This is a genomic window from Colwellia sp. BRX10-1 (assembly GCF_014077545.1).
Taxonomy (GTDB): Bacteria; Pseudomonadota; Gammaproteobacteria; order Enterobacterales; family Alteromonadaceae; genus Colwellia_A.
Genome location: NZ_JACGWC010000006.1, coordinates 21,916 through 48,357, shown reverse-complemented (window position 1 = coordinate 48,357; position 26,442 = coordinate 21,916). Strand labels below are relative to the sequence as shown.

Below are 26,442 nucleotides of genomic sequence, written 5' to 3'. Positions count from 1 at the left end.
CTGCGTCATTGAGGTGACAGTACCCCTAAATGTCATATGACAACATCAGTGTCACATAAACTAACGTATTGAAAATATTAAACAACACAAAATAAAAGAGGGCAACATAATTGTTGCCCTCTTTTATGCTAAGTCAACCTAGTTAACTATACATCTAATAAATCTTTAATTTGTTGGGTGATTTCATCGATTCTATTAATATCTATCGGGGCAATAAAGATAGTATCATCGCCAGCTAATGTGCCTAAAATTCCGGCGGGTTCACCTAAACTGTCTAGCATTCTCGAAATCAATGGCGCACCACCAATACCGGTTTTCAAAATTATTTGCATATTATTATGCTTAACACTGACCACAACTGACTGAATAGATTGCTTTGATTTAGGTACTGCAAGCTCATCAGGTAAAATATAAACAACTTCAGTATTGGCGTTACGCATTTTAACTGCGCCAAGTTTTGACAACAAACGAGATATTTTCGCTTGTGACATGTTTTTAAAACCTTGCTTATCTAAAGCTTCAGCGAGCTGACTTTGTGAACCGTAGCATTGATCTTTTAATAAGGATTTGAATGCTAAAACTAATTCTGCTTCATTTTTTTTACGGCTAGAAATCATATCTTCGCTGGTACAGTGGTTATATTATTTTTTATTTTAAGCGATTAACACTATATTCACCTAGACAAATTTATAAAAAGTAGTGTTAACTTTGTATTTTCACTAAAGAAATAACACCTAAGGATACAAGGCTACATAAATAAAGCCTTAGCCTAAAACAAAAAAAAGTAAAAAGTGGGTAATAAACATCTGAATATAAAGACTTTTATGACAGTTCTGCGCGAGGATGTACCGTTCTTTCATTCCATTAGTATACGGATTTACCCTTCGTTGCTTTTGATTTACTGCTGAGACGCTAAGTAGCAATTTTACTTTACTCGATAGTTATACATATTTACTTGCTTACAATTTTTAAACATTTTTCAAACGCATATGTCTGACAAAACTTGCTTACATTTGTTAACATTTAGTTATATAAAAAATAATAAGAATTTATCGAAGAATCATGAACAATCATCTTCCAAAGACCGATCGCTTAATAGGCTGCAAATTATGTTGAGTAAAAACTTAATAAAAAGTACCTATCAACTCTTTTTTTTATTACTGACATTTATATCAGTACCCGTTTTAGCTGCTGATCCACAACATGAAAATGAAACTACGGTCTTTGATAAAACATTCAGCTGGCAAGCTATGGGTGGGATCTCAGGTATTTACCAACAGAGTCAATTAATGGGGGTTGAGCCATCAGAATTTGAAGATTACCTTAATATTTCACTGTTACTTGATGTTTATTACAAAGGTTTTTTTATCCAATCAAATCATCGTCGCTCTGATGCTGTCACGCTAGGAGGTGAAATAGGCTACGAACTCATTGTTGAAGACAATTGGGAACTCGATATTATCACCAAAACTTATGTACAGGGTTATCAGCCTAAAGAATTAATAAAAAATAGCGACTCTGGTATCGCCACCTTACTCGGTTTACAAGAAAGAGACTCGGGTGAAGGGTTAGGTTTTCGTTATTCCCACTTTTATGACGATGCTATTTTATCGGTCGATGTCGCCGCACTTATCACCGATGGCTGGGTGGCTGATATCTTTTATAGCAAGTTGCTTCCCTATAGAAATTGGGACATTTATCTTGGCGCAGGTCTTACCCACTATTCAGCACAAGTGACTGATTACTTTGTCGGTGTTAATAAAAATGAAGTTTCAGATATGCGTTCTTTTTATAAACCCGGTAGCAGTTATAAAGCACAATTAGAAGTATTTGCTCGCTACCCTATATCTCAAAAGTGGTCGTTTAATGGCGGTGTAACTCAAAGTTATTATTCTGCTTCTTATAATGACAGCCCTCTGATTGGCCAGCAACACTTAACACAAGTGATGTTAGGGGTACTTTATGTCTTTTAAATTTAGCAAAGGACATGCTAAAAAGTGGTTATTATTAAGCTGTTTATTCGCGGGTTTGACGTCTAGTGTCGCCGCAGAAATAACGCAGGAGAAACAAGATCAACAGCTGGAAAAATCGCCAGAAAATCACGTAAGCTTTTCAGCACAGCCAGCTAACTGTATTGCTTTGCGATATGGTAGAACCTGCTACGCTAACGTAAAAATAAATTGGACTAGCGATATTAAGCAAGATTATTGTCTATTGATTAAACAAGAAAAAACAGCACGAACAGTTCAGCAAAACATAAAATGCTGGAAAAGTAGCAATGGCAACGAAATTATTTTTAATTTTGAATCAAATAAGAAAATTGAATTCCAGCTGATGTCCTCTAAAGACAAGCAAGTTATTGCAGAAACCGCAGTAGAAGTAAGCTGGGTGCACGAAGCAACCCCAAGAAAACGTCGCTGGCGTATATTTTAATGCTAACGTCAGATGTAATAAGGATAAAAAAATGACCAGTCGAATCTTATTAGTAGAAGATGATTTAACCTTAGCTGATTGGGTTTGTGAGTATCTTCGCGAACAAAACTTTATTGTTGATCATGTCGCTCGTGGTGACTTAGTCATGGCCGCCATGGCAAAATTTCAACCACAATTGGTATTGCTCGATATTATGTTACCTGGCTTGAATGGTATTGAAGTATGCCGATTGATTCGCCAGGAAAGTCAGTTACCGATAATAATGCTCACCGCTAGAGCGGATGAGTTTGATGAAGTTATAGGCTTAGAGGCCGGCGCTAATGACTACGTAATAAAACCTGTTCGTCCACGTGCCCTACTAGCGAGAATAACGGGTGCGCTTAAGCATAGCGCTCCAACCGAATCATCTACGCAAATAATAACCTTCGGTTCACTCATTATTAATGGTGAAGCTAAGCGAGTCACCTATAAAAATGAAGAGGTGGAATTATCGACCAGTTTATTTGCCTTTTTAACTTTTCTTGCTAGCCATGCTGGCGAAGTTGTTGACAGAGACACCGTATTTAAAGCGTTAAAAAGTCGCGAATATGACGGACAAGATCGCCGTTTTGATGTGATGCTTTCAACACTACGGAAAATATTTAAAGACGATCCACAAAAACCACAAAAATTTAAAACTGTTTGGGGTAAAGGCTATTTATTTGTGGCCGATGCGTGGGCTGAATAAAAAATGAAACGCTTGTATATCAGTATGGTAGTTGCCGTGTTGGGGGCATTATTCATTATAAGTTGGGGACTAGATAAACTGGTCGCTAAACAAGGTAATGAACATGAAAATACAGAGTTAGTGGTTTACCAGAAACTCATTGATGGTTTTGAGCAACAGTTATCAAGCATAAAAGCTGATGAATTATTAGAAAAAACCAATCAATTAGCAAAGAACTTTAAAGTCAATGTTTCACTTGAAAGTACCGATAACATTGCTCTGCCACCCTCTTTACTGGCACAACTCTCAGAATCAGGTGGTTTATTACTCGCTTCTCAAGATGATGCTTATTTATTAAGAAAGATATCCTTGTATCCACAAACGCTGATACATTTACAATTACCACCGATGGTGCCAGAAAATGAACAAGAAAATCTACTTTTCACCTTGATCCTCTATCTAGGCATTTGTGGTATTTTACTGCTCTGGCTGTTGCCATTAACTCGTCGCCTTTATTTACTGACATTTGCCGCTGCTAAAATTGGCGCTGGCGATCTATCAATACGTGTTCCTTATAACCGTTTATCTTATATAAATACCTTAGAAAGCAGCTTTAATAATATGGCGGCGCGCATAGAGAAATTGGTTGCTGACAATAAAATTCTTGCCCGCAGTATTTCCCATGATATTCGCACACCTATGTCATGCCTGCGATTTGGCGTTGAAGCCGCATTAGACTGTGATGATTTAAACAAAAAAAACAACTATCTTTTGCGTATGGAAAACGAATTGACCCGCATGGAAGATATGACAACTGCTTTTCTTGACTATGCGGGTATGGAACGACAAAGCTTTCATTTAAATACCGAATTAATTGATGTCAATAATCTCATTGAACTGGTGACCAGCGACTGTCAATCATTAGCAGAACAACATAATATTAAATTAACTTGCAAGTCATTAAACATAGAGAAATTCTATTCTTTAGACTTTCATTGGTGTTATCGCGCCGCATTAAACTTAGTGAGTAATGCTATTCAGCATGCCAATTCACAAGTCATATTATCGGTAGAGCTAACCCAGCAAGGGTTTTTCATTGCGGTAGAAGATGACGGAAAGGGTATTCCAAAAGATAAACGAGACGTCATTTTTTCACCTTTTATAAAACTTGATAGTTCACGTTCACGAGAGCAAGGACACTTTGGTTTAGGGCTTGCTATTAGCGCTAAAGTGATGGACTGGCATCAAGGCACCATTAAAGTCATTGCAGGTCTTCATTTATCAGGTGCACGATTTATTTTACTCTTTCCAGCGCAGAGTCAAATTGAAAAATAATAAACATTTACAATAGTTTGCTACCAAGACAACTTGTGATGATAATAAGATAAGTGTGCTATTATCGTTATCATTTACAGAAAGAATGGCCAATTGGTGACTGCTATTTTGCATTAGTACCCTATTAAGTTAGTTGCCACCCCCTACTTACGGTAAATATGAGTAATGCTAAAGCTTTAACTTCCCATATTTATAACTTTCTATTAGTATACCGCCTGATTTCATCTTGATAAAATTAACTAAAGCCTTTTAAAATAAAGGACTATTTTGTTTTTTATTTTTCAAAACTAAACACTAGCAGTAAATAACTATGAGTAAAGTTGTTAATAACACCTCCCTAAAACAAGTGCTAACGAACTATCGATGTTCTGTTGATCAATGTAGCGTATCTCCTTTAGGGAATGGCTTAATTAATAGCACTTACTTAGTGCGGAATATTAACGATAATTTTGTTTTACAACGAATAAACAAAAACGTTTTCAAAAAGCCAGAAGACGTCATTAATAATGCGGAATTGATTAACCAACATTTATTAGCAAAAAAGCAGCAGAATTTATATTCGCTATCGCCAATATGGCAAATACCAACTATCGATAAACAACCTTTTGTTATTGATGAACACAAAGAGTACTGGCGTGCTATTGGCTACATACCGAACTGTTTTACTGTTGAAGAAGTTGAAAACCCCGTACAAGCACGGCAGGTTGGCTCAGCTTTTGCGCAATTTACAGCAGCATTAAGTGATTTTTCTGCAACATCATTAACCGAAACCATTCCTGACTTTCATAATTTATCTAAACGAATGGATGATTTAAAAACGGTAGTCAATACCAATGCTAAGCAGCGTTTATCTTCATGCCAAGCACTCGTTGATTTTTGTTTTGCACAGCAAGTTTTTATTGATGAAGTCGCTAGCCTTACCCAACAACTTCCGCTGCAAGTTACCCATAACGATACTAAAATTAATAATTTATTATTTTGTACTAAATCCAACCAACCACTTGCTGTCATTGATTTAGATACCTGCATGCAAGGATATCTTATGCATGACTTTGGTGACATGGTAAGAACTTGCTGTTCAAATTTACCTGAAGATGGCAAAAATTTAACAAAGATGGCCGTTAGATTTGATATTTACAGCGCGCTAGCGCAAGGCTACATAGAAGCTTTTGGTGACAAAATGTCGGCACTTGAACGACAAAGCTTAACAATTGGCGCACAATTATTACCTTTTATGCTCGGCGTTCGATTCTTAACTGATTATCTAGATGGAGATAATTACTTTCATGTTAAGCATCGAAGTCATAATGTAGAACGTGCTAAAAATCAGCTTAACCTTTATCAGTTGTTACATAAGGATCGTGAAAAATTGAATAAAATAACCACTGATTGTGCCCTCGCCATAAGTTAACCCCTGCTGTTGCCTTTGTTCAGACTTATAAACGGGGTAAAGTTATATTAAAGGCGACACGACCTGCTAATCAATCAATTCTACCTTCTTTATTGAGTGTTACTTTGCCACTTTTGCGATTAGAGACACAAGTTATAATGAGTGAAGAATCCAATAAAGTATCTTATATTTGACGAGTTTGACCTTGTTGTTATTGTTTGTTTTTTAACCTACATTATTTTCAAAATATAATAATAAGAATAATAATGGCTCGCTATAATAACGTCACCCCAAGGTTTGTTAAATACGCCATGTTAGCAAGCATTGCATTTATATTGATAATTGCCAGTAACTTAGTTAATAACATCACAACATTTACTAAAAACGATAATGAACAACAATTTGTGGAAGTAAGCACATTGCAAACTGGCATTGGTCAGCAGACTCGATTCTCGCTCTCTGATGGTTCAAGAGTTAAGCTCAACACCAATAGCCTAATCGAAGTCATTTTTCAAAAAAAATGCGCTTATTAACGCTTATAAAAGGCGAAGCGAGCTTTGATGTTACTAAAGATAAAAGTCGACCCTTTATGGTCATGGTGGGTGAAAGATCATTTACCGCCTTAGGGACCATTTTTAATATAGAAAAAAAATCAAACAAAAATATCGAGCTTGTTGTGACCAAAGGCCGTGTTTTAATTACCGAGTCATACCAGCCCATCGATAAATTAGTTAAACAACAAACAAGGTTAACAACAGAAAATTTGCCTGGGGTAGTGATTGCGTCAGGTGAAATTGCCACCATAGAAAATAGTGCCTTCACTGCAAATAAAAGCACGTCTTTTGAACAAATTCAGCGAGTACTCGCTTGGCAACAAGGTATGTTAGTTTTTAATGGTCAACCCTTAGATGAAGCTTTAACTGAAGTTAGTCGCTATACCACCATAAAGTTTGAAATCATTGATAGTAAACTCAACCAAACAAAAGTATCAGGCTACTTTAAAGCTAACGATATCGATGGGCTACTTGAATCTTTAAAAAACAACTTTAATGTTCAATTCGAAAAAGTAAATAATAACATCATTCGCTTAAGCCTAAACACCGAAGAAAATCACTAAAGCATTTATTGCTAAGCTGGCGCCGAATACCGTTTTTAAAAGTATTATCTCATTTACTAAAAAAGCAAAGTGCTAAGACTTTGCTTTTTTAGGTTTTAAGGTTGAGCATATTAAATTATTAATATTAGCTATCAGGGTCAAGACCCTGCTTAATTTTTTCTATTCGCTCTTGGTGCCTATGATGCGCTTTCAATGCATTAACAGAAAAGGCGCCAACAATAGCAATAATGGGTATTAATAATGCGAGTGTTGCCGGATTAAGTAGTGTTTCTAACCATCCCATCAGTAAGTCCTTTAAAATTATTAATTAAGCTTTAACGGTTATTCTTCGAAATAAGTCCCCCAACCATCATAATCAACTTTACAAAGGCTGGCTAACTCAAACATTTTTTTAGTCTCTTCGAAAATAATCTCTTCATCGAGCGGTTGTTCAGTAATAATATCAAAAGCAAAAACTTTATCACCATTTTCTAGCTCGGCTTCTTCAGGGTCTTCTATTTCTAAACCCATTTTAAAAGCGGTAATAGCCGCTTTTTCTAGCAGATCAAAATCTGTACTAGAAAAATGATGCTCAATAGTGTGATGTACCTCTTCGTTGGTACCATCTTCGATAAGGGCATTCACTAAATTATTGGTGTGATCTTGCCATTGTTGCAAATCTTCATCTATCATCATGATCTCTATTTTTAAACTTTATTTTTTAGGATTAGCTCGTTTCCAGACTCTTTACTGAGCTCAGCAATTTTCACAAGCATACTTTTATGGGCGGTGTTAGCGACTTCTCTAATACTTTCTTTAGCTTGGTTATTAAAATATATAGGCTCTAATAGCTCAATAATCAATTTACCGTTGTTCCAACGACCTAATTTTATCTTGCCGTGTAAATTACTAACACAAACAGGAATAATAGGTACATTTGCTTGTTGCGCTGTTCGAAATGCGCCAGTTTTAAAAGGCAGTAAACCTTTACCATTACTTCTAGTTCCTTCTGGAAATAACCACACAGACAACTCTTTTTCAGTAATCTTTTTTGCAGTTAACGCTATGGTATTAATGGCTTTACTTGAATTTGAACGATCAATTAAAATGTTACCCGTTAACCAATACATTTGGCCGAAAAAAGGGATCCACTTTAAACTTTTTTTGCCAACACTAACAGTAGAAGGCTGAACAGCTGCACTAACAGTAAAAATATCGTAGCTATTTTGGTGGTTACATATATAAACTGCTGGTCCAATATCTTTAATACTTTCTGGTATTCTAACCTCAATAGTTAGGCCTAAAAGTGTAGAGACCTTACTCAGATAATGTGAGGTATGATAGACATTATTACGATGAAAGGGTCGTAAAATACTATAAATACAAGCAGCACAACAAATAAAGACTAAAGCTAGTGTCATGACAATAAAGCGAATTATGGCTAACAAATTTACATCCTAATTATTATATATCGGCGCAGTATACCTTATAGATGTTCGACAACAAAATTCCTTTTTATTAACTAAAATGGGGGTAAACAGCTATTATTTATCTAATGGAAATTATCGGGCTATTTGAATTTCTCTATATTTCATATAAAGAACTTTTAAACGCTCATATCAATACTGCGTAAAAAAGTCAGTAATATCTCTTTATCACCACTGGCATCTAATTCATCAATAACGATTTGCAAGGCAAGCATATCAATTCCTACCCCAAAAGCATCACGTAACGAAGATGGGCCTAGTATAGGCAAAACTAAATAAGGTCCTGGGGCAATGCCCCATAAACCCAGTGTTTGACCAAAGTCTTCATTTTGTTTATCTAGACCTATTTTCGTTACTACATCAAATACACCAAAAATACCAAGAGTGGTATTTACCGCAAAACGACCAAGAGTTTCAACGCCAACACTAGGTTTACTTGTAAAAGTGCGTTGATAAAAACAGAAAGCTCTCCTACGTTTGTAAAAAAATACTAACCGCTCTTTCAACAAAGTCAGGTGTTATCGCTTTATAACCAGCAACAACAGGTAAAGTATGTATTCGTCTGTTTTTGCATAAAGTCATACATACGTCGATTGAACCCTTGCCAAGGATCGTCATATCGATTAGTAACCGCTATTTTTTGATAGGCTAAAGACAACTTCACTCGAGGCGCTTCGACATTACCTTCAATAAAAGACAAATAAATAGGGTCATTAAAGCCAATTATTTCACACTCAATATTTTATTAAGCTAAATACTCTCGTTGTTTTTTGTACTGTGTTGAACAAGGTTAATTCTTCGACTAATCAAATATTAAGCAATATAAAGTGGTATTTAAGCTAAATATAACGCCTTTTTTTCAATACTTGCCTATAGTTAACATCTAGTAAAAGTTAATTAAAATAATAAAAACATTAATTTTTTGGAATAGGTTATCTCATGAAAATATTGATAAAATGGATGCTATCACTACTATTTACCTTAAGTGTATTACCTAATGCACAAGCCTACGACGATGAAAAAATAGTACCAAGCCCTATAGAGGGATCCTTAATTAGTGACTGGGCCAATTCGGCGGTAATTTTTGAGGCTTTAGATAAAGGTTATGATTTAGAAGCCATAGGGTTCCCTCTGACAAGCAAAGCCACTGCCCCATCTGAGACACGATTAATCAACAAATCTGAAACTCACCAAATAGCGATCGTTTTTGATAATAAAGCTTTTAGTGCCCAAAGTGGTTTTTCACACCAGGGGCTTGATCAAATTAATGAACAGACTTTTTTTATTCAAGGCAGTTACCGAGTACTACAACAAGAAAATTTTGCCTTACTTGTTACTGCAAAAATAGAGTCTTTAAGTGATCACTCAATCTACCAGTTTTACAGTAATGACTTTGTTTCAAGCGAAGTATCTTCCAGAGATATTAACGGCGCAAAATCCTATGCTAGGTTTGGTATTCTAGGTCAATATTCAATAAACAATAACTGGTATGTGAGCGGAGGGTTAACATCAACAGCTCATGAAGATTCTACAAACAATTTACCTATTAATAATATTCAAAAAGAACAAGTAGCGATATTTGGTACCACCTATATTTTTTAATCTTTGGTCGCAGTAAGATCAATAGAATTTCGTCACCACAAAAGAGGCGCTAAAACATCATTAGAATGGCAAAGGTCACTATAAGATCAATAGAATGACGTAATCAAAAAGGGTCGCTGTGAGATCAATAAAAAAGCGCTACCATAAAATGGTAGCGCTTTTTTTATCATGCTATTTAATGTTACTTTAGCTGACTAGAATAAGCTTTCATCAATATCAAACAAAGTATCACAACCAGCTTTTATCGACGCAGTCAATGACAAACGACGTGGTAACAAACGTGCGAAGTAGTAGCGTGCTGTTTTTATTTTACTTTCATAAAATTCATCGCTTGAACTTTCTTTAGCCAAAGCGGATTCAGCCATTTTAGCCCAAACAAATGCCATTGCTGTGTAACCAAATACATGCAGGTAATCGTTAGCCGATGTACCTAACTCTTCAATATTCCCTTGCGCTGCTTTAAGGATATGCTGAGTTAATTCAGCTAAATCAATATTGGCATCTTTTAAAGGTTGAATAAATTCTTGCATGTTATCGGCAGAAGTTTGTTCAATGTAAGTGTTCACTTCATTGATAAAAGTCTGCATTAACTCGCCCTTACTAGCGGCTACTTTTCTTGCTAATAAGTCCATCGCTTGAATGCCATTAGTGCCTTCGTATATTTGCGCGATACGAACATCACGAACCAGCTGCTCTTGTCCCCATTCACGGATATAACCATGACCACCTAAGACTTGTTGACCTGCAACGGTATTATCAAGACCTAAATCGGTAAAAAAGGCTTTCGCTAAAGGAGTCATTAAAGCTGATAAACTCTCACCCTTAGTTTTTAATTCGCCTTCGCCATAGGTTGCCATATCCAGTGTCATTGAAATGTACGTAGACAATGCGCGTGAACCTTCAGTTAATGCCTTCATGTTAAGTAACATACGACGTACATCACCATGAACAATGATAGGATCAGCTGCTTTCTCTGGATACTTAGCGCCTGACAATGAACGACCTTGTAAGCGTTCTTTTGCATATTCTAAAGCATTCTGGTAAGAACGTTCTGCCGCACCAATACCTTGAATACCAACACCAATACGTTCAAAATTCATCATAGTGAACATGCAGGCTAAGCCTTTATTCTCTTCGCCAACTAAGTAACCTTTTGAGCTATCAAAATTCATTACACAAGTTGCTGAAGCGTGAATACCCATTTTATGTTCAATGGAACCACAGCTCACATTATTAAAATCACCTAATGACTCATCGTCATTGACTTGATATTTAGGGACTAAAAATAATGAAATACCACGAGGGCCGGCTGGCGCACCGGGTAATTTCGCCAATACTAAATGGACAATATTTTCAGTGATATCGTGTTCGCCAGCAGTAATAAATATTTTTGTACCACTAATGGCAAAGCTACCATCGTCTTCAGGAACAGCTTTAGTGTAAATCAATCCTAAATCAGTACCAGAATGAGGCTCAGTTAAACACATGGTTGCCATCCAGTCGCCTGCATACAAACGTGTTAAATAGCGCTCTTTCAATTCGTCTGTCGCATGCTTAGCAATCGACAAGCCAGCGCCAGCGGTTAGCCCTGGATATAATGAAAAGGCGATATCTGCTGAACAGAGCATTTCTTCGTGTAATGCCGTGATCACTTTAGGCATACCCATACCACCAAAGTCAGGTTCGCCACCTAAGCCTGTCCAACCACCATCAGCGTAAGTTTTAAATGCTTCTTTATAACCTGGAGCGGTTGTTACTTTACCTTCATTGAAACTTACACCAATTTCATCACCTTGGCGTGAAAGCGGGGCAATTTCTTGCTCAGCTATTTTTGCACATTCTTGTAAGATGGCTTGCGCGGTCTCGCGATCGACATGCTCTGATAAGGTAGGCATTGACTGCCACATTGCTTCCATTGAAAAAACATCATATAACAAAAAATTCATATCTTTTAATGGTGCTTGATAATCAGCCACGGTATTCCCCTAATATTTTTAAATGTTACGACAAATAACATTGTAATTTAACTTTTGAAACAATCATTTCAAACATGCGTTTGAATATAGCAAAATCTGCTTAAAAGTAAAGCGTCAACGATAAATATTAAGTCATCTTTTGTTGATTGGTATGAAAAGTAAAAATGCGTTAATGTTAGCATAGGTAATATCTTTGCTAGTGGTTTGATTATTTTCGATGACTTCTCCTATGTTAACTAAATTTTTATGCATAACGCTTTGCTGTTTAATGCCCTCTTTGGCCTTAGCCGAACAACTCGCCTTTTCAAAAGTAGAAAAAGGAGATAATTACCAATTTAATTATCAATGGCTTGATTATCAGGGTGAAACACAAAGCCTACAATTTTTACTGGCTAAAAAAGCAATATTCGATCGTTTTAGAAACTTCAAAGTATTTAAAGCTGATATGGCAAAATATTCAATTAATAATGCCCTACAAAAGAAGTTACGTGCAGAGCCTATCCGCGGTGTAATGATTGATTTTAATAAAAATTCCACAAATGATGAAATTGTCATAAAAGGACGAAACAACCAAACAATCAATGCCGCCTACGCTAGAGTTTATGAGTTAAAGCAAGCGTTAAGTGATCAATATTTAGCAGATAATTACTATCATCAATTTATAACTCATGATCAAATTAACGCGGTAAAACCAGACCATGGACGATTTGCAAATATTGCCAGCATTGATTTAAAGCCGGTAAAGCCTATTATTCTTAAAAAGTTTTCAATAAAAAACATTCGAAAAGTTACCGACTATGTTTTAGGATTTATACAAAGTATTCCCTATGCAACTTTAGAATCAAGAGTAACCGCCTCTGGAGCAGGTTTTAATCCACCATTAAAGTTATTATGGGAAAACCAAGGTGATTGCGACAGTAAAGTCACGTTAACAGCGGCAATTTTACGTAGCCTAATGCCACGTATAAAAATGATTCTAGTCTTTATTGATAATCACGCTTTACTCGGTATTCAAATGCCTGTGCAAGCAAATGATCAAACAGTTGTTATTGATGGCATATCGTATGTGCTAGCAGAGCCAACAGGGCCTAGGCTTTTACCTTTAGGGAAAATAGCTCCCGCTTCAGAGTTAGCGGTAGGTAACGGGCATTACACAGCAGAGCGGTTCCATAAAAAGGTAAAGCGAGCATTAAAAACAGACCTTAATAATACGACTGTAGTGGGTAAGGAACCATAACACCGAGCTGTTATTAATGTGAATAACTATGAGTTGTTGCAATTAATTAAGCACGTCTAAAATACTCGAAAGTAGTAATTCAGCACTGATAGGTTTTGCCATATGCTTATTCATACCCGCTGCTAAGCTTCTCTGCTTGTCTTCTTCACGGGCGTGCGCCGTCATCGCGATAATGGGTAAGTTATGAAATTCTTTTTGTTGGCGTATTTGTCTAGTCGCTGTTAAACCATCCATGATCGGCATTTGAATATCCATAAGCACAACATCAATATAGTGCTGCTTATCGGTCAATATTTCCAACGCTTCTTTACCATGACCCGCAATAATGACATTGGCTTGCATCGTTTTTAATAGCTCTTTTGCCACCAACTGATTAACTAAATTATCCTCAACCAATAAAACATTAATACCTTTTAAATTATCAATGTCTTGCGACTGGCTTTGCAAAGGAATCGATTCGTTAATGGCTGCTTCAGCCGCAAGCTCTCTAGCTGTTATGACTGAAAATAGCTTACTGATAAAGCTTCGATAAAGTGGTTTTTCTAGCAAGATATAAGAAAGTTTTAATGCCTCAATACGTTCAATGATTTCACTGGAAATACCTTTAGCCATTGGATGACTTATCGCTAATAAAATCTGGTTATCAAGACAGCTTTGATATATTTTTTCTGGATATTTATTAATGCTTTGTTCGTCAATAATCAGCACTACATTTTCATTGTTCTTATATTTGTCGAGTTCCGATAACGCCGTGATATTAACATGGCTTATTTGAGAACCCGCTAGATGACCTATTAACGATTCAGATAATTCTTGAGAATAACTGCACAAGGTCAGTGCTGATTTTTTGCTTGATGCTTTATTTTCAACAACGTTAAAAGGTAAAACAAAAGTAAAGCTAGTGCCTTTACCTAAGTCACTTTTCAAGGAAATGTCACCCGATAAAAGATTGATAATTTGCTGACAAATAGATAATCCTAATCCTGAACCACCATATTCGCGGGTCATCGATTCATCTGCTTGACGAAATGCTTCGAATAAGTGACCTTGTTTTTCTTGAGCTATACCTATACCTGTATCAGCAACGATAAAGCGTACTAAAACCTGTGAGTCATCAAAGGTGGTGCCTGCAGCATCATTGCCCGTATTAACTTTTTCAACTGTTAGTGAAATTTCACCTTGGTGGGTGAACTTCATTGCATTATTAAGTAAGTTTGTTAGTACTTGCACCAATCTCATATCATCAGTTAAGACAATATCTGGCACATCAACCGCAACATTTATCTTTAGAGATAATTGTTTTTCACTGATCATACCGATATTAAGTTTAACGGCTTGATCGACTATTTTGTCAATACTGGCGGGCATTTTTATAACAGACATATTGCCAGATTCTATTTTGGCTAAATCAAGCACTTCATCAACCAAATGTAAAAGGGACACAGAGGCACCTTCAGCATTTAATATATGTTGCTGCTGTTCATTCGTTAAACGTGTTCTCGCTAATAAAAATAGCATACCTTTAATCGCATTAATCGGCGTGCGTATTTCATGGCTCATATTAGCTAAAAACTGACTTTTTGCTTGGTTAGCATATTCAGCTTGGTTTTTTGCTTGTTCCAAAGCGACATTCGCCGAATACTGCGCGGTAACATCACGTACTAAATTGATAGTGCCAACAATTTCAGCGGTTTGACTATATAACTGGTTACTAAACACCTCATAAGTATTAGCCGGTGTTTCAACAACCTGTGCTAATCCTTGTTCTGTTGACCGTGTTAATGACGCTTCAGACATAGCGACTAATGACTGACCTAACTCGACACTGACTACTTCATTACTACACTTACCAATTAAATCTAGTGAGCCTGCTTGAACAAAGTTTTCAAACGCTTTGTTATACCCCATCATGGTGCCATCTAAGTCGTTAAAAATGATGTAATCAGGAATAGCATCCATCACCGAACGCAGCAAAGCATAGTCACGTTGGTGTTGTTCACTCTTAAGGCGTAACGCTTGGGTTTTTTCGTTAACACGCGTATCAAGAATCACATTTTGATCTTTCATTTGCTGCAATAAAGTACGATTTTGTCCAAAAATATCTTCAACAATTTTAAACCAATATGACCAGTCCGCTGGAGGTTTTACTTTACCTGGATCACCATGTGAGCAATGTTCAATATGATTAATAAATTCTTTAGTGGGCTTCATAAAGGTTTTGCGCGTTACGATATAGATGATACTCATAAAGGCAAATAGCCCGACAAAAAACAAAACCAGCATCAAGATAAATCGATTAAAAATAGAGGCAGTAAATTCTTGATAAGGTTGGTACTTAAGGAGAACCCAACCATTAATAGGTAGTTGATATTTTTGAATGAGCCAAGTGCCCTCTTTGTGACTGTCGGGTAATTGATTAATGCGCTGATAGGAATAACTTGCTAATTGCTTTGGTGCAATATCTTGCCAAGTCAGCTTGGTTGATAAGGCTTGATTATCAGCCGTTTTGTGGATGAGAATATTGTTCTTTTCATCAAGCAATATTAACGCTTGATTAGGTTTACTAATATCAGGCAAACCATCACTCAAACTTGATAAACTAAAGTCCATTAGCACCGCGCCAGCGAGTGATCGATTACGATAGACAGCTGTGCCTAACGAAGCACTCAAGCCTTTACCTGCTGAATCTAAATAAGGTGGTGACCAAAAGAAATTGTCGTCGCCAGGCAATAGCGTTTTAATGCTATTGATATTGTCATTATTTAAGTTATGTTCTGAGAACCGCCAACTATCACGCCCTATCCAAGGATATAGGCTAACAAATTGATTTAAAGAGATGTAATAAAACCAATTAGATTCTTTAATTGAATTTTTGGCAATAATAAATGCTGGCGTTAACGCATTTGCCATTGCCAGCTCTTGCTTTTGTAACTCATCAAAATCAGCAACCTGCCCGATACCCGTTATACTTCCTCGGTAATTTTTTCGATGAGCAAAAGAATCTCGGCTATTTTTCTTTAAATAGAATTCATTACCGTCTTGTTCAAGTGGCGGGGTTGTAGCAAGTAACTCTTCGGGGAAAGAAAGATGATAATTAGCAAATTTTTTAATGCCAGCAATACTTTTTAACCCCAAAATCAAGGTGTTTTCTAACTGCTTAGCACGTGTAGTTAAGGTGCGAAGTTCTCGTGCCTGATATGAATCTAACTCAATAAAATATCGGTAAGACGCTATCGACATAGCAATCAATGTTATTACGATAAACACAGCCAAAACAGAACGATTGTAACGACTAAACACCTGTTCTTTGGAGGACTTATCAAACACTGTTGCAACCTTATATTTATTCAGATAATTTTAATTTATAACAATTAATACATCTTACTTAAAATAGTCTTTGATAACTAGTCGCACGGCTAAGTCGGTCAATTATCAAAACTAAAGGCTCAAAAATGAGCCTTTAAATATTACCTATAAAATCAGCTGACCCTATAAATTTTCCTCGGCGAAAGAGGCTAATCGACTTCTCACCACACCATTTAGATTAATAGTTGAGCTACCTGAAAAGTCTTTAAAACGTTCAACAATATAGGTTAGCCCTGACGTAACCGCCGTTAAATAATTACTATCAATTTGAGCAAGATTACCTGAACAAACCAGCTTAGTACCCTCACCGCAACGAGTGATAATTGTTTTTAATTGCGATGCCGTTAAGTTTTGACATTCGTCGAGCAAAACCAAAGAGTTTTGAATACTTCTGCCGCGCATAAAATTCACTGACTTAAACTGAATATTGGCTTTTTCCATTATGTAATCAAGGCTACCATTCATATTTTCATCTTGTTTATGCAACACTTCTAATGAATCGGTAATAGCCGCGAGCCAAGGCGCCATTTTTTCTTCTTCTGTTCCGGGTAAAAAGCCAATAGACTCAGCAATTTCTGGAGTACTGCGCGTAACGATGACTTTATCATAGAGGCCACGTTCTATTACTTGTTCAAGCGCTGACGCCAGCGCTAGCAGTGTTTTCCCACAACCTGCTGGCCCAGTAAGAATCACTAAATCTATGCTTGGGTCAAGTAAAGCATCCAATGCCATCCCCTGGTAAATGTTTTTTGGATGGATCCCCCACGCTTGTTTTGCCATTAAACGGTCTCGGCTTAAATCCATTATCGACAATTTTTCGTCATCCCAACCAGTAACTTTGCCGGCAAAGTTCTCACTATCATCAATAAGATATTCATTCATGTAAGTATTAGGAAGGACATCACGCTTAACATAGTGGGTGGTATTTCGGCCTTCAGTTTCACTTTCACACTCATTAACATGTTGCCAAAAGTCACCTTCAAACTTGTGATAGCCTTTCGTTAAAAATTTAATATCATCGATAAGCTGATCTGTACGGTAATCCTCAACATAAGCCAAACCTGCGCCTTTAGCTTTTAAGCGCATATTAATATCTTTAGTGACCAAGACAACTTTATTGGGCGCCTTTTTTTCCTGTAGGTATAAAGCCGCGTTAATAATACGATTGTCATTTTCATTAAAAGATAACCGGCCAGCTTTTTGCTCTAAGGTATAATCATTAAAGATTGATAAACAACCACTGGGATGTTCGTCATCATTTTGAGGTAATTTAACACCCGCAAGTACTTCTTCAGGAGTGGCATCGACAAGCATATCTTCAAGTGCACGTATCGCAACACGGGCATCTCGACTAACATCTTTGCGGCGGTCTTTAATGGAGTCTAATTCTTCAAGCACAGTCATGGGGACGACCACGTCGTGCTCTTTAAAAGAGAGAAAAGCGAAAGGTTCGTGTAATAAAATATTTGTGTCTAATACGTAAAGAATTTTTTCATCATTCATACAAAGATCTCCTATCTAAGTTAACGTGACACAGAAGAATCGTTAAGTAAGCTTAATCACTTAGTCTTCAACTGCGACTAAAAAACCAAAAACAGTAACTATACCTTTACCGATCACCTTATTACGTGAATGATAACTTTACTTTGCCAGCTAAATTTATCACTGGCAAGTGGCATCGAAAGATTATTTGTCCTCAGACAAACTTTATTGCCGCCTTTTGTAAATTCTCGGCATTTTTTGGTGATCCTAACTATGATTAACGTTACTATAGCGCCCTTTTTTAATGCCGTATTGGCGTGTTCTGTTGCACAAGTTTTTAAAAATCGTGCAAGGTTTTAATTTTTGGAGTTTTTATATGGTTTTTTACCCTGGTCAACGATGGATAAGTGACGGAGAGTCGGATCAAGGATTAGGCACGGTACTAACGGTTGAACACCGTTTTGTTTCTATTTTATTTACCGCTACCGGTGAATCGCGCCAATATGCCATAGCAAATGCACCATTAACACGTGTTATTTTCAACCAAGGGGATAGTATTCCTAGCCACGAAGGCTGGATGCTTATCGTTGAAGAGGTTGAAGATATTGACAACTTACTCACTTACCATGGTAAGCGCCAAGATACCGGTGAAGAAACGTCACTAAAAGAAGTGATGATTGACCACTTTATCAAATTTAATAAACCGCACGATCGATTGCTTAATGGTCAAGTTGACCGTCTCGACTGGTTTCGTTTACGCAAAGATAGCTTAAAACACCAGCATACTCAGCAGCAATCGCCATTAATGGGTTTAAGTGGTGGCAGAGTCAGTTTAATTCCTCATCAACTTTATATCGCTGAAGAAGTTGGCTGTAGATTTGCACCTCGCGTGTTACTTGCCGATGAAGTTGGTTTAGGTAAAACCATTGAAGCTGGCCTCATTATTCACCAGCAGCTTGTTACCGGTCGTGCACAACGTATTTTAATTATTGTGCCTGAATCACTTATGCATCAGTGGTTGGTAGAAATGTTACGCCGTTTTAACTTACATTTTAGTATTTTTGATAGTGAACGTTGCCAAGAAATAAAAAACTCAGGTGAACAAGAAAATCCATTTAGTACTGAACAACTCGTTTTGGTTAATTTAGATTTTGTTACCAAAAATCCAGAGTGGTATGAAGAGCTCATTGCTGAGGACTGGGATTTAATGGTAGTTGATGAAGCTCACCACTTAAATTGGCATCAAGACAACCCTAGCATTGAATATTTATGTATTGAGCAACTAGCCCAGACTATCCCTGGGGTTTTGTTATTAACAGCAACACCAGATCAACTTGGTCATGAAAGCCACTTTGCACGTTTACGCTTGCTTGACCCTGACCGTTTCTTTGATTATCAAAAATTTACAGAAGAAGAAAGCCATTATACTGAAGTCGCCAATGCCGCCAATGCTTTGGTAGCTAAAGATGCTTTGTCGCCAGCACAACAAGTAACATTGACTAAGCTATTAAAAGAAACTGATATCAGTCAACATTTAATAAACGTCAATATAGCATTGCCCAGCGATAATGAAATACTTGCGCAAGATGCATCACGAGAACAAGTGCTAACACAACTACTCGACCGTCATGGCACTGGCCGTATTCTTTTTAGAAACAGCAGAAATACCATAAAAGGTTTCCCTGAGCGTGAATTGCATTCTACGCCTTTAGCTTTACCAGAGGCTTATCAAGAGCAAATCAATGAGTTTTTATTATCGGACACTAGTGAAAATTTAAAAACCTTGGCTCAAGCTAAACAAGTTTTTACGCCTGAAATTTTATTTTCGTTAAACAGCCATGAAAATTGGACTGATATCGACCCTCGTGTTGACTACTTAATCGAACTTTTACAAACATTGAAAAAAGAAAAGTTATTGGTCATTTGTGCGCATGCACAAACTGCGATTGACTTAGAAGCGGCGTTACGCGTAAAAGAAGGTATTCGTGCAGCGGTCTTTCATGAAGGTTTGAGTATATTCGAACGCGACAAAGCCGCTGCTTATTTTGCCCAAGACGAAGACAGTGCACAATGTTTACTCTGTTCTGAAATAGGCAGTGAAGGTCGAAACTTCCAATTCGCCCATCACTTAGTGTTATTTGACTTACCGAGCAACCCTGATCTTTTAGAACAGCGTATTGGTCGTTTAGACCGTATTGGACAAACACAAACCATTCGTTTGCATGTCCCCTATTTTACTGACTCTGCACAAGGATTACTTTTTGACTGGTATCAAAATGGTTTAAACGCTTTTGAACATACTTGTATCACTGGCCGAGCAATTTTTGATAAGTTTGGTGATAAACTGTTTGATTTAGCCTTAACGGCGCAGTGGCAGTCGACAGCCGCAGAAAAGTTAATCAATGAAAGCCATGAAGAGCACTTAACCCTTAAAGCGGAATTAGAGTCAGGACGGGATAAATTACTAGAATTACGTTCTTCTGGTCAAGGCCGCTCTCACCAACTAGTTAAAGAAATTTCAGCACTGGACCAACAAATTGAATTACCACAATTTATGTTTCAAGTACTTGATGTTTTTGGTATCACTCAAGACGACAAGTCAGATAATGCCATCGCTTTACAGCCTAGTGAGCACATGCTTTGTGGTAATTTCCCTTGCCTGCCTGATGATGGTACAACCATTACTTTTAACCGAGATACTGCGCTAGCTTGTGAAGATTATCACTTATTAACTTGGGACCACCCTATGGTGCGCGGAGCAATGGATTTAGTGCTCAGTGATCAAACGGGTAACTCGAGCATAGGTTTATTGAAAAACCCAGCATTGCCGGCAGGAACATTTTTTATTGAATGTATTTTTACTATCGAAGCAACCGCTCCCAATCACTTACAGCTGGGTCGTTATTTACCGACGACACCCATACGTGTTTTGGTTGATAAGAATGGCACTGACTTGGCAGATAAAGTGGGTGAAAATGTTCTAGATCAACAGCTTGCACCCGTTAAAAAACAAGTAGCGCTACAATTGGTTAAAGCCTTGAAAGATCAAGTAACACCTTTAGTAGCAAAAGCTGAAGCACATGCTAAGCCCCAAGTTTTGAGCATTCAAGAAAAAGCCCTAGCCAATATGCATAAAACGCTAGATGCAGAATTTCAACGCTTAACAGCACTAAAAACTATCAACCCAAGTGTTCGCCAGCAAGAGCTCGACTTTATCAAAGTACAGCAAAGTGAATTAAGCCACTACATAGGTAAAGCACAGTTGAAATTTGAAGCGATACGTTTAATAGTGGTGAGTAACTAACGATGTCAAGCCAACACGAAATTCCAAACGATCAGCAGGCACAACAAAAAGTTGTGCCCATGGCGCCAAACCCAGAGTTTGTTTATTGCCCGCCTATGTCGCCTTACCTTGATATAATTTATCGCGATAATGATATTGTGGTGCTCAACAAGCAAAGTGGTTTATTAACCGTGTCAGGTCGCTTACCCGCTCATAAAGATTGTTTACAAAGTCGAGTGAATAAAGTGCTGCCAACCGCAACGGTAGTTCATCGATTAGATATGGCAACATCTGGTATATTGATCATGGCGTTACATAAACCTGCACATGTCGCAATTAGTCGAATGTTTCAGCAACGCGAAACGAAAAAAAGCTATATTGCCCGTGTCTATGGTCATATGAAAGATGATAATGGTTCGGTCGATCAACCGCTTATTTGTGACTGGCCAAATCGTCCACGACAAATGGTTGACCATGAACGTGGTAAACAGTCGTTGACCCATTACCGAGTATTATCACGCGATACTGATGCTAACTCGGTGCCAAGTACCTTAGTTGAATTAACCCCGATAACAGGGCGTTCTCATCAACTACGTGTCCATATGTTATTTTTAGGCCACCCTATTTTGGGTGACAGATTATACTCACATGAGTCAGCGGTTACGGCAAGTGCACGGTTATTATTGCATGCGCAAATGTTAGAGCTCGCACATCCATGTATAGAAAAGACACTCACTTTCAAAGTTCCTTGCCCGTTTCTTTGATAAGCATTTTTTCTGGTTAAGAAAATAAAGTATTTGCCGATAATTGATCATACGTCCATTAAACAATTTTCGGTAAGTACTCACCGCCTATAATTTTAAGGAACATATGTCTTTACGTGTTTTAGCTTCATTAATCATTTTCTGTCTATTTAGCCTTGTTACTATTAACAGTTATGCATTGTTATACCAAGAAGAAAATAAAACCGAAAAGCCAAAAGTTCCAGAGCAGCAAGAGGCGACAAAAACAGCAGATGAATCCGGTGATGCCAGTAAAGTAGCTCCTAAAAAACGTCCAAAAATTTTAGCCCCTATTAATTCGCTGCTGCAACAAGAACAAGATCTGACTCATTACCTAACGGCTGAAAAAATAACGCCTATGTTAGCTGGCGCTCAAGACTTTATTACCATTATCAATGAAAATACCGCCAGTAATCAAAAAGGGGTAATGATACTGCTCCCTGACTGGGGAATGAGTGCAAAAAGTAGCAACGCTTTAAATTATCTACAAAAAGTACTGCCTAGCCAAGGTTGGACAACCATAGCTATTCAGCCACCAAGTATCCCTTTAGGTTACCCTTCTCGCGCATTAAAGCGATCGATTCAACTCGAAGACGATGATAAAACCTTACTGGCACACAAAGAACATTTGACCGAACTAATGACGGCGGTGATGGAAAAAGCTAAAGATTATCCTGGTATATTTGTCGTGGTATCAAAAGGCAGTCATGCCATATTACTGGCCAATTTATACAGTACCGGTAAACTACAATCGCCAAGTGCTATGGTCATGCTTAGTGGTTATATGAATACTACAGAGCAAAGCCTCTCATTTGCTAAAGTACTGGCGACCAGTGAGTTTCCTCTCTTAGATATCTATCTGTCAAGAGAGCAGCAATTAGCGACCTCTGCCGCTAAAATTCGTAAAGCACAAGCAGTTAAAGAAATGAAAGTCTATTATCGACAAACTGAACTGCACAATAATCAAATTGGCTATTACCCTGAAAAAGCGTTGTTAAGGTCAATAAATGGCTGGCTTAAATCTATTGGTTGGTAACATCTGCTATAAACTCAAACGCTGATCTCAATAAGTTACTACCCCGTTAGCTACAATCAACAAAAAGCCCCCGCTGAAGTTATCCTCTGCGGGGGCTTTTAATCGTTAATACAAGTTAATTCATTAGCTAACCATTATCAGCAGAGCGATTAGCACTTATAGCTTAAACTCTTGCACTGACTGTTGTAATTCTTCAGCTAACTTAGCGACTTCATTACTTGATTGTGCCGTTTGCTGTGCACCTGCCGTTGTTTGTTCAGCAATGGCAACAATAGATTCTAAATTAACGCTAATCTCATGAGCGACGACACTTTGTTCTTCAGCAGCCGCAGCAATTTGAGTACTTTTATCAAATGCCTCGTGAACCGAATGAGTAATAGTTTGCAGCGCTTTCTCAGCTTCTTCGCTCTGCTCTACACAATTTGCGGCTTGCTTCTTACCCGTATCCATAACGCCAACAGCTCGTTGAGCACCGGTTTGCAGTACCTCAATCATGTTTTGTATTTCTTGTGTAGACACTTGCGTTCTACTAGCTAGCGTTCTTACTTCATCAGCAACTACGGCAAAACCACGACCTTGCTCTCCGGCACGAGCGGCTTCAATAGCTGCGTTTAATGCCAGTAAGTTTGTTTGCTCAGCTATGCCGCGAATGACGTCAAGAATACCACCGATAGAAGCACTGTCTTGCTGTAGTTTATTAATAACTTGTGCTGCTTCTTCAACTTCGTCAGCAAGTAAGCCGATAGTTTGGCGATTGCGTTCAGAAATAATTTTTATACGCTTGGCTTCGTCATCAGCTTGCTTTATTTCACCTAGTGTATCATTAGCACTAGATAGTACACTTTGAGAAGTACTGCTCATTTGTGTAGTCGCAGAAGCGGCTTGTTCAACTTGTGAGCGTTGTTCTGCAATAGCAATGGTACCTTGTGCGGTTACCGCTGAAGTTTCTTCTGCGGCAGTTGCTAGTTGTGTAGAGCGACTAACAATACCTTGAATAAGCGTACGCAAACTATCAATTAATAAATTACAGTTACGTGATAATTCAGCAAATTCATCTTTACCCGTTTCATCTAACTTATGAGATAAATCACCAGAAGCAACGATGTTAAGCATTTTATTAACCAAAGACAGTGGTCGGGTAATACTAAGCAGTGTAAACCAAGCAATACCAATTGCGGCAACAATTGAAAAAATCATAATACCTATAGTTTGTGAGTTACCATCGGCCACTTTTTCTTGAACAAGTTTACCCGCCGTCATCGCAGTTTGATTCGCTAAATCGACTTGTTTTTCTAAAATGGCATTGGCTTTTTTGATGTCACGTTCTGCAGCATCTAAGTTTTCTGTTGCGACTTTAAGGGCAATCAGTTGTTTATCTTTGTGAGAAAAAATATCATTGTTAGAGTTAATTAATTCAGTTAATTCACTCAAAGCAACAGACAAATCATCAGCTACATCTTCGGCGCCTTGATTAGATAGCTCGGATATAATATCGGTAAATGATTTATTTACATCAACAAAGCTATTGGATATTTGGTTACCAACTAAATCTGTTGACGACCTGTCGATTAAACCTCGATATTCAAGTGCTGAGCTTACTAGCCCATTAAGTAAGGTTTCAATACTTTCACCTAAACTAACCGCTCGCTGAAGCTTAGTGTCAGCTAAGTCGTGGTCGGCAAGGTCTAGTAACATCGTAGCTGCATCATCAGCTTTTTCTTCAAGGTTAGCTATTTTTTCTCTTAAAATAAGTGCTTGATTAATACTGGCTTGCCTATTACTAAAAACCAATCCTATTTCTTTTTCGAGATCTGCATAAACTGAATCGACTTGACCTAGATTAGTTAATAAAGAATTTTCATTTCGCACCACTTGCTTTAATTTCTTCAGCTCAGTAGAAAAGTCATCTTTATCTTGATTATATGCCGTAAGATTATTATTAAGTGGCGTTAATTCGGTTTGATAATATGCACGTAAAGTAAGGTTACCTATTTGGGTTAAGGTGTTAGCAAGCTTGTTACTCCCTTTTAATGTTGGGATCGCCAACTCACTTTGTTGTACAGTAGAGCCTTTAATTATGTTCAAATTCCATAGAGATATAGCACTAGTTATTACTAGTAAGACTGCAATAATGGCAAAACCACCCATTATTTTCATTGCTACCGTTAAATTCATAAATGTCACCGTGTAAATAGATAGTATTGAGTACGAGTGTAAACTAAATTAATTGCTACTTCCTTGAATGCAGGCCTATATTTTCAAAGCCAATAATCATAGCTTATTTGTCATTATTGTCGATTAGATTATCGGTTAATATTGTTAAAAACTTAACCGTTAATTTTATTATAACAAGCTTAAGCTATTTTTCACCTTTAGTTATTGCTTTATCATAAGTTTTTTTATTTTTGTTTTGTACTGTGGCAAGGCTCAGTAAACAACTGCTTGTCAGACCATCGTAATAACGTTAGATGTCCGCCCCAGACGCACCCTGTATCTAATGCATAAATATTGTCAACAGGACAGTGCCCCATTAATGAAGCCCAATGACCAAATATCCAACTATAATTTGTTTGTTTTTGTGTAAACTCAAACCAAGGTTTTATATGGGCAGGTGCTTGCTCAACTGCAAGCTTACATGAAAACTCTAAGCCATAATCGAGTTGGCAATAACGCATTCTGGTCAGTGAGTTAACGGTCACTCGAAATTTTTCATCAGCAGATTTTGCCAAAGACCATAGATTAGGTTCTTCACCATACATTATGGCTAACCAATCATTTCTTAGCGCTGATGCTAGCTTGATATTAACATCGTTTGCTTGTTCCATAGCTTCTGCAGGTGTCCAAAAGGGTGGCAAACCTGCATGACTCATATAAACATTTTCATTGGGTAACTTTTGGATAAGCGGTTGACTAGCAAGCCAACCCATTAACTCATCAACGTCTGCAGCAGCTAATAATTCATCGAAACAATCACTAGCTTTTGTTTTTTTCAAGCCACCATAAATAGCTAATAAGTGCAGGTCATGATTACCTAAAACCACTCGAGCACTATTACCCAGTGCTTTTATATATCTCAGCGTTTTTAAGGAGTCTGGACCTCTAGCAACCAGATCACCCGCTAGCCAAAGCTGGTCAGTTTCAGGCGAAAAGGCAACTTGGTCTAGTAAGGCGCGTAGTTCGTGGTAACAGCCTTGAATATCTCCGACAAAATAGATAGCCATAAACGAAGCG

Annotated in this window: 23 protein-coding genes; 12 read left to right on the top strand and 11 right to left on the bottom strand. The window is 37.5% G+C overall.

From position 1 onward, the window contains the following. Nucleotides 1-146: 146 nt before the first annotated feature. Complete coding sequence (gene argR, locus H4J75_RS07295) at nucleotides 147-617, bottom strand: transcriptional regulator ArgR (RefSeq protein ID WP_070375764.1); 471 nt, start codon at nucleotides 615-617, stop codon at nucleotides 147-149. A 492-nt stretch (nucleotides 618-1,109) separates the two neighbouring features. Between argR and H4J75_RS07290 the strand changes: the two genes are divergently transcribed. The 7 genes from H4J75_RS07290 (at nucleotide 1,110) to H4J75_RS07260 (ending at nucleotide 6,981) form a co-directional block, all read left to right on the top strand. Next, nucleotides 1,110-1,973 (top strand): MipA/OmpV family protein, encoded by an 864-nt coding sequence (locus tag H4J75_RS07290; protein ID WP_182221752.1) that lies wholly within the window; start codon nucleotides 1,110-1,112, stop codon nucleotides 1,971-1,973. Continuing rightward, nucleotides 1,963-2,433, top strand: coding sequence for a DUF3019 domain-containing protein (locus H4J75_RS07285; RefSeq protein WP_182213721.1), 471 nt, complete (start codon nucleotides 1,963-1,965; stop codon nucleotides 2,431-2,433). The genes H4J75_RS07290 and H4J75_RS07285 overlap by 11 nt, the downstream gene beginning before the upstream one ends. 31 nt (nucleotides 2,434-2,464) lie before the next feature. Then, nucleotides 2,465-3,160, top strand: coding sequence for a response regulator transcription factor (locus H4J75_RS07280; protein ID WP_182169277.1), 696 nt, complete (start codon nucleotides 2,465-2,467; stop codon nucleotides 3,158-3,160). A 3-nt stretch (nucleotides 3,161-3,163) separates the two neighbouring features. Further along, on the top strand, nucleotides 3,164-4,474 hold the full coding sequence (locus H4J75_RS07275) for an ATP-binding protein (protein ID WP_182221751.1): 1,311 nt from the start codon (nucleotides 3,164-3,166) through the stop codon (nucleotides 4,472-4,474). A 310-nt stretch (nucleotides 4,475-4,784) separates the two neighbouring features. After that, nucleotides 4,785-5,885 (top strand): phosphotransferase enzyme family protein, encoded by a 1,101-nt coding sequence (locus H4J75_RS07270; protein WP_182221750.1) that lies wholly within the window; start codon nucleotides 4,785-4,787, stop codon nucleotides 5,883-5,885. Between the two features lie 245 nt (nucleotides 5,886-6,130). After that, entirely contained in the window at nucleotides 6,131-6,397 is a 267-nt protein-coding gene (locus H4J75_RS07265; RefSeq protein ID WP_182221749.1) for a hypothetical protein, read from the top strand. Continuing rightward, nucleotides 6,385-6,981 (top strand): FecR family protein, encoded by a 597-nt coding sequence (locus tag H4J75_RS07260; RefSeq protein ID WP_182221748.1) that lies wholly within the window; start codon nucleotides 6,385-6,387, stop codon nucleotides 6,979-6,981. Before H4J75_RS07265 ends, H4J75_RS07260 begins: the two co-directional genes overlap by 13 nt. A gap of 124 nt (nucleotides 6,982-7,105) precedes the next feature. Here the strand turns inward: H4J75_RS07260 and H4J75_RS07255 are convergent, their stop codons facing one another. The 5 genes from H4J75_RS07255 to H4J75_RS07235 all read right to left on the bottom strand — a co-directional run bounded on the left by H4J75_RS07255 (nucleotide 7,106) and on the right by H4J75_RS07235 (nucleotide 9,147). Further along, the gene (locus H4J75_RS07255) at nucleotides 7,106-7,264 is read right to left on the bottom strand and encodes a hypothetical protein (protein WP_182213728.1); all 159 of its coding nucleotides are present in this window, start codon (nucleotides 7,262-7,264) and stop codon (nucleotides 7,106-7,108) included. Between the two features lie 38 nt (nucleotides 7,265-7,302). Next, a complete protein-coding gene (gene rraB, locus H4J75_RS07250; RefSeq protein ID WP_259364676.1) occupies nucleotides 7,303-7,656 on the bottom strand; it encodes a ribonuclease E inhibitor RraB in 354 nt (117 codons plus the stop codon). Nucleotides 7,657-7,667: 11 nt separating this feature from the next. Next, the gene (locus H4J75_RS07245; protein ID WP_182213730.1) at nucleotides 7,668-8,408 is read right to left on the bottom strand and encodes a 1-acylglycerol-3-phosphate O-acyltransferase; all 741 of its coding nucleotides are present in this window, start codon (nucleotides 8,406-8,408) and stop codon (nucleotides 7,668-7,670) included. 158 nt (nucleotides 8,409-8,566) lie between these two features. Continuing rightward, nucleotides 8,567-8,953: an MlaA family lipoprotein gene (locus H4J75_RS07240; RefSeq protein WP_220465260.1), complete on the bottom strand. Its 387-nt coding sequence runs from the start codon at nucleotides 8,951-8,953 to the stop codon at nucleotides 8,567-8,569. Nucleotides 8,954-8,973: 20 nt separating this feature from the next. Further along, nucleotides 8,974-9,147, bottom strand: coding sequence for a hypothetical protein (locus tag H4J75_RS07235; RefSeq protein WP_182221747.1), 174 nt, complete (start codon nucleotides 9,145-9,147; stop codon nucleotides 8,974-8,976). Nucleotides 9,148-9,386: 239 nt separating this feature from the next. On the opposite strand from H4J75_RS07235, the gene H4J75_RS07230 reads away from it, so the two are divergent. After that, complete coding sequence (locus H4J75_RS07230) at nucleotides 9,387-10,049, top strand: hypothetical protein (RefSeq protein WP_182221746.1); 663 nt, start codon at nucleotides 9,387-9,389, stop codon at nucleotides 10,047-10,049. Nucleotides 10,050-10,243: 194 nt separating this feature from the next. Here H4J75_RS07230 and H4J75_RS07225 read toward each other — a convergent pair whose 3' ends face one another. After that, nucleotides 10,244-12,025, bottom strand: a complete 1,782-nt coding sequence (locus H4J75_RS07225; RefSeq protein WP_182213733.1) for an acyl-CoA dehydrogenase C-terminal domain-containing protein — start codon at nucleotides 12,023-12,025, stop codon at nucleotides 10,244-10,246. Between the two features lie 229 nt (nucleotides 12,026-12,254). Between H4J75_RS07225 and H4J75_RS07220 the strand changes: the two genes are divergently transcribed. After that, nucleotides 12,255-13,262 carry a hypothetical protein gene (locus H4J75_RS07220; protein WP_259366348.1) on the top strand — a complete coding sequence of 336 codons (1,008 nt, stop codon included), beginning with the start codon at nucleotides 12,255-12,257 and terminating at the stop codon, nucleotides 13,260-13,262. A 42-nt stretch (nucleotides 13,263-13,304) separates the two neighbouring features. On the opposite strand, the gene H4J75_RS20390 is transcribed toward H4J75_RS07220, so the two are convergent. Both H4J75_RS20390 and H4J75_RS07210 read right to left on the bottom strand, forming a co-directional pair. Continuing rightward, nucleotides 13,305-16,589 (bottom strand): ATP-binding protein, encoded by a 3,285-nt coding sequence (locus H4J75_RS20390; RefSeq protein WP_182221745.1) that lies wholly within the window; start codon nucleotides 16,587-16,589, stop codon nucleotides 13,305-13,307. Nucleotides 16,590-16,751: 162 nt separating this feature from the next. Next, nucleotides 16,752-18,131: a PhoH family protein gene (locus tag H4J75_RS07210; protein WP_182221744.1), complete on the bottom strand. Its 1,380-nt coding sequence runs from the start codon at nucleotides 18,129-18,131 to the stop codon at nucleotides 16,752-16,754. A 355-nt stretch (nucleotides 18,132-18,486) separates the two neighbouring features. On the opposite strand from H4J75_RS07210, the gene rapA reads away from it, so the two are divergent. The 3 genes from rapA to H4J75_RS07195 all read left to right on the top strand — a co-directional run bounded on the left by rapA (nucleotide 18,487) and on the right by H4J75_RS07195 (nucleotide 23,211). Beyond that, nucleotides 18,487-21,414, top strand: coding sequence for an RNA polymerase-associated protein RapA (rapA, locus tag H4J75_RS07205; protein ID WP_182221743.1), 2,928 nt, complete (start codon nucleotides 18,487-18,489; stop codon nucleotides 21,412-21,414). Nucleotides 21,415-21,473: 59 nt separating this feature from the next. Beyond that, the gene (locus H4J75_RS07200; protein WP_182213885.1) at nucleotides 21,474-22,157 is read left to right on the top strand and encodes a pseudouridine synthase; all 684 of its coding nucleotides are present in this window, start codon (nucleotides 21,474-21,476) and stop codon (nucleotides 22,155-22,157) included. Nucleotides 22,158-22,263: 106 nt separating this feature from the next. Next, nucleotides 22,264-23,211 carry a DUF3530 family protein gene (locus H4J75_RS07195; RefSeq protein WP_182221742.1) on the top strand — a complete coding sequence of 316 codons (948 nt, stop codon included), beginning with the start codon at nucleotides 22,264-22,266 and terminating at the stop codon, nucleotides 23,209-23,211. Nucleotides 23,212-23,367: 156 nt separating this feature from the next. Here H4J75_RS07195 and H4J75_RS07190 read toward each other — a convergent pair whose 3' ends face one another. Further along, complete coding sequence (locus H4J75_RS07190; RefSeq protein ID WP_182221741.1) at nucleotides 23,368-25,386, bottom strand: methyl-accepting chemotaxis protein; 2,019 nt, start codon at nucleotides 25,384-25,386, stop codon at nucleotides 23,368-23,370. 224 nt (nucleotides 25,387-25,610) lie between these two features. Next, complete coding sequence (locus H4J75_RS07185) at nucleotides 25,611-26,432, bottom strand: symmetrical bis(5'-nucleosyl)-tetraphosphatase (protein WP_182221740.1); 822 nt, start codon at nucleotides 26,430-26,432, stop codon at nucleotides 25,611-25,613. Nucleotides 26,433-26,442 lie beyond the last annotated feature (10 nt).

Excerpts from the sequence above, each read along its gene's own strand:
- argR (WP_070375764.1), bottom strand. The coding sequence starts at position 617 with ATGATTTCTAGCCGTAAAAAAAATGAAGCAGAATTAGTTTTAGCATTC.
- H4J75_RS07290 (WP_182221752.1), top strand. The coding sequence starts at position 1,110 with ATGTTGAGTAAAAACTTAATAAAAAGTACCTATCAACTCTTTTTTTTA.
- H4J75_RS07285 (WP_182213721.1), top strand. The coding sequence starts at position 1,963 with ATGTCTTTTAAATTTAGCAAAGGACATGCTAAAAAGTGGTTATTATTA.
- H4J75_RS07280 (WP_182169277.1), top strand. The coding sequence starts at position 2,465 with ATGACCAGTCGAATCTTATTAGTAGAAGATGATTTAACCTTAGCTGAT.
- H4J75_RS07275 (WP_182221751.1), top strand. The coding sequence starts at position 3,164 with ATGAAACGCTTGTATATCAGTATGGTAGTTGCCGTGTTGGGGGCATTA.
- H4J75_RS07270 (WP_182221750.1), top strand. The coding sequence starts at position 4,785 with ATGAGTAAAGTTGTTAATAACACCTCCCTAAAACAAGTGCTAACGAAC.
- H4J75_RS07265 (WP_182221749.1), top strand. The coding sequence starts at position 6,131 with ATGGCTCGCTATAATAACGTCACCCCAAGGTTTGTTAAATACGCCATG.
- H4J75_RS07260 (WP_182221748.1), top strand. The coding sequence starts at position 6,385 with ATGCGCTTATTAACGCTTATAAAAGGCGAAGCGAGCTTTGATGTTACT.
- H4J75_RS07255 (WP_182213728.1), bottom strand. The coding sequence starts at position 7,264 with ATGGGATGGTTAGAAACACTACTTAATCCGGCAACACTCGCATTATTA.
- rraB (WP_259364676.1), bottom strand. The coding sequence starts at position 7,656 with ATGATGATAGATGAAGATTTGCAACAATGGCAAGATCACACCAATAAT.
- H4J75_RS07230 (WP_182221746.1), top strand. The coding sequence starts at position 9,387 with ATGAAAATATTGATAAAATGGATGCTATCACTACTATTTACCTTAAGT.
- H4J75_RS07220 (WP_259366348.1), top strand. The coding sequence starts at position 12,255 with ATGTTAACTAAATTTTTATGCATAACGCTTTGCTGTTTAATGCCCTCT.
- H4J75_RS07210 (WP_182221744.1), bottom strand. The coding sequence starts at position 18,131 with ATGAATGATGAAAAAATTCTTTACGTATTAGACACAAATATTTTATTA.
- rapA (WP_182221743.1), top strand. The coding sequence starts at position 18,487 with ATGGTTTTTTACCCTGGTCAACGATGGATAAGTGACGGAGAGTCGGAT.
- H4J75_RS07200 (WP_182213885.1), top strand. The coding sequence starts at position 21,474 with ATGGCGCCAAACCCAGAGTTTGTTTATTGCCCGCCTATGTCGCCTTAC.
- H4J75_RS07195 (WP_182221742.1), top strand. The coding sequence starts at position 22,264 with ATGTCTTTACGTGTTTTAGCTTCATTAATCATTTTCTGTCTATTTAGC.
- H4J75_RS07190 (WP_182221741.1), bottom strand. The coding sequence starts at position 25,386 with ATGAATTTAACGGTAGCAATGAAAATAATGGGTGGTTTTGCCATTATT.
- H4J75_RS07185 (WP_182221740.1), bottom strand. The coding sequence starts at position 26,432 with ATGGCTATCTATTTTGTCGGAGATATTCAAGGCTGTTACCACGAACTA.